Raw genomic sequence first — 5,851 nt, 5'->3', positions numbered from 1 at the left:
CCCGGCCCGGCCGGGCCACGCGGCCCCGGCGGGCCACCGGGCCCGCCAGCACCCAAGCCGACGCCCCAGCCCAGCCCGGCGCTGGTGTGCGTCCCGCTGCTCGACCTGTGTGTGTGACCAAGACCAACCCGAGGAGGGACAGACCCATGACCAACCCCGTGACTGCGAGCACCCAGACCCGCCACCCGTGGCGGGCCGTCGCCCGGACCATCTTCGCCGCGGTGGTCGCGCTGCTGTCGCTGCTGCCGACCATCGCCGCCGTCGCCGGCATCGACGCCGTGCCGCTCGTCGCCCAGGCCCTCGCCGTGGCGGCCGCGGTGACCCGCGTCCTCGCCATCCCCGGCGTCGACGCCTTCCTGCGCGAGTACCTGCCGTCTTTGGCCAGCTCGCCGGCCGGCGAGCTGCCGCCGCCCGGCCAGCTGCCCCGCCGCGATCCCGGCTCTACCCTGTTCCGGGGCGACGGATTCCGCAGCTGACCCCGCGCACGGACGAGGGCGCCCCGCACCGGGGCCGCCCTCATCTATCTTGACGCCGCGCGCTGCATCCCGCCCAGCGCGAGGGCGAACGACTCGTCAGTCTCCTCGTCGGACCACTCCTCGCGGTCCTCCAGATCGGCGCTCGCCGGCGGGGCCTCCAACGCCTGCCGGAACTTCGCCACGTCCTTCTCCGTGCCGCCCTCCACCCACCAGGCGTAGATCACGTCCAGCAGCGACGGCAGCGGCAGGTCCAGCGGCTCCCGCCCGGTGCGCAGCAGCAGCGTCCCGTGGAACTCGGGCCAGCGTTTGACCGCCAGGGTCAGGAGGCGCTGCCCGACCCAATAGGGCGGCCGGACCACTCCTCGCACACGTGCTGGAAGATCCCCATGGCGTCGGTGAAGTCGAAGCTGTCCTCCGTGGACAGCAGCCGCTTGCGGAACACCGCCAGGCTCTTCGGCTCCAGCGTCTGCTCGAAGAAGTCGAGCACCGCCGCCACCTGGTCCGCCTCCGACCGGCTCGACGAGGCCGCCGCCATCAGGTACGCCAGCTGCGCGTCCTTCGGCGCCCGGCACACCATCTCCATCCCGTCCAGCTTGAAGGGCACGTCCGGCAGCTTCTTCTCGCCGTCGGACTGCCTCGCCACCTTCGCGCTGGTCGTGAACTCCCGCATCCTGCTTCCTCCCCATGAGCGGACGAGCCGGAACCCCTCCGGCACCGCTACCTCTTCCATCGCCTCGCGCAGCCACGGCTGCGCCCGCGTCCCCGGGTGGTTCACCAGGCTGGTGAACACCACCTGGCCGCCCGTCTCGAACCGCAGCATCCCGCCCGGCCGCCGGGGCCGGATCACGTGCGCCCCCGTGCCGTCGTGCACGGCCGCTGCGTACTCGACGTCGTTCTCCACGAACCCGTACACCTGGCCGCCCCGCACACCGACCTCCTCGCGGTGCGCCGCCCGCAGCCGGCCGGTATCCACCGGGCACTTGAGCACCGCCCGGGTCCGCACCTTCCGGGTCACGCTGCGGACGAACGCCAGCACCGGCCCGGTCGGGCCGGTCAACAACTTGCGCACCTCGCCGGCGAACAGGTCGACGCGCGGCCGGACCACAACCGCCATCAGCGGCGCGCTCTCCTCGTTCTGCCGTCGCCGTCGGCCTCCGTCGTCGGCGCCGGCGTCGGCTGGCTGGCGTCCGGCGGCTCCAGGTCCACCGTCGCCGCCTGCTCGGCCTCCTCACCCTCCAGCACCTCGTACCGGCCGGCCTCCACGAGCGTGGCCAGCCGCGGCCCCCACTCCAGGTGCTGCACCGCCCCGTCCGGCACGCCCGGCATCGCCGTCAGCGCCTTCACCGTCACCTTCTGGCCCTTGCGCATCAGCCGTCCTCCTCGCACACGCAGATGTTCGTCATCACCGCGACCAGGACCTCCTGGCCGACGCAGCCGCCGGACGGGCCGACGCTGGACTGCTCCCCGATCCACACCGCCTCGACGGCCGGCAGCTTCTGCAGCTCGCACAGCACCGTCCGCCGGATCCGGCCGGCGTCGTCGGCCAGCTCCGCCGCGCTGCGCTCGAGCTGCGCCGCCGTCGGCGGGTTCCCCTGGTCGTCGGGGCTCGGCGCGCACCGCGCGGTCCCGGCGCCCAGCTCCACCGTCCAGAACGCCCCCGGGTCCGCGCCCTCGTCGAGCGCCGTGCCCCGCCCGGCCGGGAACTCCCCCGGCAGCGACGGGTACGTCCGCACGATCCGCACCCACGCCTGGCCCTCGCAGCACCAGTCGATCGCCACGTCCCGGCCGGGCACCACCGACACCACCTCCGGGGCGCCGCCGAGCGCCCCGTCCAGCGCCGTGCCGATGCGCTCGCGCAGCTTCACCGCCACCGGCCACGCCACCTCGTCGACGGGCTCCACCACAGGCTCGGTCACGACGTCCTCCTTCTCCCCCGGTCCAGGTCCGGCGACCACACCACCGAGTCGCGGGGCAGCCGGTTCGGGTTCACCACCCGCAGCCACTGGTCGACCTCCGGCAGCCCCGTCATCCCGTCCCGGGCCAGCTGCGCCGGGTCGACGAACGTCTGCTGCACGCCCTGGCGCACCAGCGACTGCACCCGCCTCGGCAGCCGGCACGTCGTGTCGGCGACCATCGCCTTCACCACCTCGCAGGCGAGCGCTCCGGCGGCGACCTGCCCGCCGCCGGGCACCGGGATCCCGCGCCGGTAGGTGACCGCCCACGCGCCCGGCTGGTCGTCGGCCGCCGTCAGGTCCTGCCCGCTCGGCCAGCTCCCGCCGTCGGTGCGCACCAGCCACCGCCGGTCGTAGACGGCGTACGCCTCGGCCGGCACCTCCTGGCCGTCGACGAGCACCCGCACGATCGCGTCGACCGGGCCGGGCAGGCTCAGCTCCTGCCCGACCGCCCCGCACGCACACACCCCGCCAGGGCAGCCGCAGAACGCCACGGCGACGCTGCCGTACGGCAGGTCCAGCCACGACTCCCACCGCCGCCACGCCTCACCGTCGCCGCGCCGCACCGGCCGCACCGTCGACTCGCACACGCCGAACCGGCGGCCGGACAGCGCCCACAGAACCTCGGTCGCGAGGTCCGTGGCCGCCTTCCGGACCGCCTCGTCGTGCTGGTCCCAGCCCTTGCAGTACGCCGTGTTCAGCGGCCAGTCGCACGGGCCGGTCCGCGCCGGCTGCGCCACCGCCGCCTCAGCCGCCAGCCGGGGCGAGGAACGACCGGAAGCGCTGCGACCCGCTCGCCGTGTGCGTGACCGTCACCATGTAGGTGCCGGCCGCCGCGTACTTGTGGCTGACCGTCGCATCCTCGGCCGGCCCGGCGGACGACGACCCGTCGCCCCAATCCACCGAGTACGTGTTGTCCGGCGCGGCCGGCACGTACGTTGCCGTGAACTGCGCCGTCATGTTCGTCGCGTCCGCGGGGTCCGCCGCCACGGTGCCCTCCGGCGGCCGCACGGTCAGCCCGCACGTCGGAGCCGGCGGCGGCAGGTACGTCCAGTCGAGGTGCAGCAGGTCCTGGTCGCCCATCGGGTCCATCAGCGCCTCGACGCCCGTCTTGCGCAGGTAGACGTCGTACGGCCCGACACCCCACCCCGGGTTCTCGATCGCCTTGCCGGTCAGCGTGAAGCTCGCCGCCCCGTTCTCGATCGTGAAGTCCCCGATCTGCCCGTCGATGATCTGCGGGAGCAGGAAGTACCCGAACCTCGGCCGCTGCAACGACCCGGCCACGCACTTCTTGAGCTGCGTGCCCGACCACACCTCCAGCGCCACCGCCGAGTCGAGGTTCACCCCCGACGTGATCCGCATGCCGGTCGCGTCGCCGTCCTCGTCGAGCACCACCGGCATCCCGGTGAACAGCGTGTACAGCTCCGGGTCGACCCGCCCGCAGGTCACCGTCACGTTGTACAGCTTGATCCGCCGCCGGGCCGGCTCGTACACCAGCGGATCGCCGTTGGCGTCCTTCTGGTCGATCTCCTCGCCGTCGTCGACCTCGGCCGCGTACTCGACCGAGACGAAGCCCTTCGACGTCACGTGGACCGGCCAGCCTCCGGCGCCTACGATCGGGTCGCCGCACACCCCGAGCTTCGTGGCCCGGAGCATCTTCCCCTTCACGGGGGTATCGCACACTGCGGTCATCTGGCGTCCCTCAACAGCGAAGGTCCATGCCCGGCCCGCAGCCAGCGGCGAATACCCCGTCAGCGTAGCCGAGACAGGGCCCCGCTCTCTGCGGCCGTCAGCTCAGCGTCCGGCCGTCGATCACCTCCAGCTCGGCCCCGAGTTCGGCCACCTTCGCCGTCACGCTCTCGGCCACCTCGTCCCAGGCCTCACCGGTCACCACCACGGCGCTGCGGCTGTCGCCCTTGATCCACGTCACCATCACCGCCGTGCGGACGTCGAGGACCTGGCCCGTCCGCTCGCAGAGGATCTGCCGCATCACCGCGTGCCGCAGCACCTCCCGGTTCAGGAACTTCTCCCGGTCGGCGTCGTTGTCGGCCATCAGGGCCGCCAGCACGTCGTTCATCAGTACCTCCCGGCCGGGACGGGCTGCGTCACCCGCGCCGTGCCCTCGACGATCCGGCCACGGCACGCGCCGCACACCACCTGCCGCACCGGGCCCTGCGCCAGGTCGACCGGCAGCTTCATCGGAGCCCGGCAGCCCTCGCACGGCTGCTGGATCAACCGGGGCAGCCGCATCCCCAGCAGCAGCGTGTCCCGGGGCACCAGCGTCTCCCTCGGCGTCCCGCCGCGCGGCAGGATCACCAGGTTCACGCAGCTCGGGAACTCCCGCACCGACTGCACGTCCGCGATCTCGATCAGCTGCCCGAACAGCAGCACCTCGTCCCGGCGGACCAGCTCGTCCGCCCGGATCGGCTGGCTGCCCGGTCCCTTCGTCTCGACGCTCACGCCGCCTTCTCCCCTCTCTCCAGCCAGCAGAACCTGGCCTCCACGTCGATCACCAGCTGCGCCGTCAGCTCGGCCCACACGTCGGGCGGCAGCGTCGCCAGGTGGTGCCACCGGCCGCGGTGCGCCGCGTAGACGTGCAGCGCCCCCAGCCCGTGCTCCCACAGGTAGGCCACCGCTCGTCGGCGGCCGGCGTCTCGCCGAGCTGCCCGACGAGCGCCCGGCCGCACCGTCCTTCGTGGACGCCGCGCCCGACGCCCTGCACGTACCGCCACTCGCACGGGTTGTGCTCCGTCACCTGCGCCGGCCACCCCGTGGCGGCCAGCACCGACCAGTCCCGGCGCAGCAGGACCTGCACCAGCCGCGCCGTGTTGCCCTGGAAGCGGCCGTCCCACATCGCCCGCATCTGCGCGAGCGTCCAGCTGGGCTGGCCCTCCAGGTCGACGGGCCGGGCCCGGTACCACCGGCCGCCGCCCGGGGCGAGCTGCCCGACGAGGGCCCTCACCGGCCGGCCTCCATCAGCCCGATGCGGGTGGCGCCCCGCACGCCGGTGCGGACCGCCTCCATGTAGCCGCGGTAGTCGGACGCCCGCCACTGCGCCGCGTAGCCCGCCTTCTGGACCTCCAGCAGGTCGATCTGCGTCAGGCTCGGCAGCTCGGCCAGCGACCAGCACGCCCACGCCTGCCACCGCTTCGCGCCGCGCTCGGGGAACACCCCGAGGTAGACGTGCAGCCGGTGGCCGCCGAACAGGTACGCCCACTCGCGGTCGCCCGCCGGGGCGCTCGCGATCAGGCCGCCCTGCGGCGGGTACACGCTGTCGGAGGGCACGCCGACCATGTGGCCGGTCGGCCCGGTGCCCGGCACGGCGTACAGCCGCGACCAGTCGTTGCGCAGCAGCATCGCCACCGCCGCCGCCGGGCTGTGGCCGCACACCTCGTGCACCAGCACCGACAGGGCCGGGACGAC

At 73.9% G+C, this 5,851-nt stretch carries 11 protein-coding genes; 1 reads left to right on the top strand and 10 read right to left on the bottom strand.

Features of this window, described 5'->3' with window-relative positions; all coding sequences use genetic code 11:
• Nucleotides 1-146: 146 nt before the first annotated feature.
• On the top strand, nucleotides 147-476 hold the full coding sequence (locus JNW87_RS33585; RefSeq protein WP_238455065.1) for a hypothetical protein: 330 nt from the start codon (nucleotides 147-149) through the stop codon (nucleotides 474-476).
• A 44-nt stretch (nucleotides 477-520) separates the two neighbouring features.
• On the opposite strand, the gene JNW87_RS33580 is transcribed toward JNW87_RS33585, so the two are convergent.
• The 10 genes from JNW87_RS33580 to JNW87_RS33535 all read right to left on the bottom strand — a co-directional run.
• On the bottom strand, nucleotides 521-835 hold the full coding sequence (locus JNW87_RS33580) for a hypothetical protein (RefSeq protein WP_238455064.1): 315 nt from the start codon (nucleotides 833-835) through the stop codon (nucleotides 521-523).
• Nucleotides 796-1,590, bottom strand: coding sequence for a hypothetical protein (locus tag JNW87_RS33575; protein ID WP_238455063.1), 795 nt, complete (start codon nucleotides 1,588-1,590; stop codon nucleotides 796-798). Before JNW87_RS33575 ends, JNW87_RS33580 begins: the two co-directional genes overlap by 40 nt.
• Complete coding sequence (locus tag JNW87_RS33570; RefSeq protein ID WP_238455062.1) at nucleotides 1,590-1,844, bottom strand: hypothetical protein; 255 nt, start codon at nucleotides 1,842-1,844, stop codon at nucleotides 1,590-1,592. The genes JNW87_RS33575 and JNW87_RS33570 overlap by 1 nt, the downstream gene beginning before the upstream one ends.
• On the bottom strand, nucleotides 1,844-2,392 hold the full coding sequence (locus tag JNW87_RS33565; RefSeq protein ID WP_238455061.1) for a hypothetical protein: 549 nt from the start codon (nucleotides 2,390-2,392) through the stop codon (nucleotides 1,844-1,846). Before JNW87_RS33565 ends, JNW87_RS33570 begins: the two co-directional genes overlap by 1 nt.
• On the bottom strand, nucleotides 2,389-3,168 hold the full coding sequence (locus JNW87_RS33560) for a hypothetical protein (protein WP_238455060.1): 780 nt from the start codon (nucleotides 3,166-3,168) through the stop codon (nucleotides 2,389-2,391). The genes JNW87_RS33565 and JNW87_RS33560 overlap by 4 nt, the downstream gene beginning before the upstream one ends.
• A gap of 7 nt (nucleotides 3,169-3,175) precedes the next feature.
• The gene (locus JNW87_RS41025) at nucleotides 3,176-4,096 is read right to left on the bottom strand and encodes a PKD domain-containing protein (protein WP_238455059.1); all 921 of its coding nucleotides are present in this window, start codon (nucleotides 4,094-4,096) and stop codon (nucleotides 3,176-3,178) included.
• A gap of 121 nt (nucleotides 4,097-4,217) precedes the next feature.
• Entirely contained in the window at nucleotides 4,218-4,505 is a 288-nt protein-coding gene (locus JNW87_RS33550; protein ID WP_238455058.1) for a hypothetical protein, read from the bottom strand.
• Nucleotides 4,505-4,888 (bottom strand): hypothetical protein, encoded by a 384-nt coding sequence (locus JNW87_RS33545; RefSeq protein ID WP_238455057.1) that lies wholly within the window; start codon nucleotides 4,886-4,888, stop codon nucleotides 4,505-4,507. Before JNW87_RS33545 ends, JNW87_RS33550 begins: the two co-directional genes overlap by 1 nt.
• 64 nt (nucleotides 4,889-4,952) lie before the next feature.
• Entirely contained in the window at nucleotides 4,953-5,390 is a 438-nt protein-coding gene (locus JNW87_RS33540; RefSeq protein WP_238455056.1) for a hypothetical protein, read from the bottom strand.
• On the bottom strand, nucleotides 5,387-5,851 hold a 465-nt coding region (locus JNW87_RS33535; protein ID WP_238455055.1), incomplete at its 5' end, for a hypothetical protein. The genes JNW87_RS33535 and JNW87_RS33540, both read right to left, overlap by 4 nt.

The organism is Micromonospora sp. ATA51, from assembly GCF_016802855.1.
Taxonomy (GTDB): domain Bacteria; phylum Actinomycetota; class Actinomycetes; order Mycobacteriales; family Micromonosporaceae; genus Micromonospora; species Micromonospora sicca.
Note: the sequence above shows the minus strand (reverse complement) of the source record. Positions and strands in the feature narration are given on the sequence as shown.

Excerpts from the sequence above, each read along its gene's own strand:
- JNW87_RS33585 (WP_238455065.1), top strand. The coding sequence starts at position 147 with ATGACCAACCCCGTGACTGCGAGCACCCAGACCCGCCACCCGTGGCGG.
- JNW87_RS33575 (WP_238455063.1), bottom strand. The coding sequence starts at position 1,590 with ATGGCGGTTGTGGTCCGGCCGCGCGTCGACCTGTTCGCCGGCGAGGTG.
- JNW87_RS33570 (WP_238455062.1), bottom strand. The coding sequence starts at position 1,844 with ATGCGCAAGGGCCAGAAGGTGACGGTGAAGGCGCTGACGGCGATGCCG.
- JNW87_RS33550 (WP_238455058.1), bottom strand. The coding sequence starts at position 4,505 with ATGAACGACGTGCTGGCGGCCCTGATGGCCGACAACGACGCCGACCGG.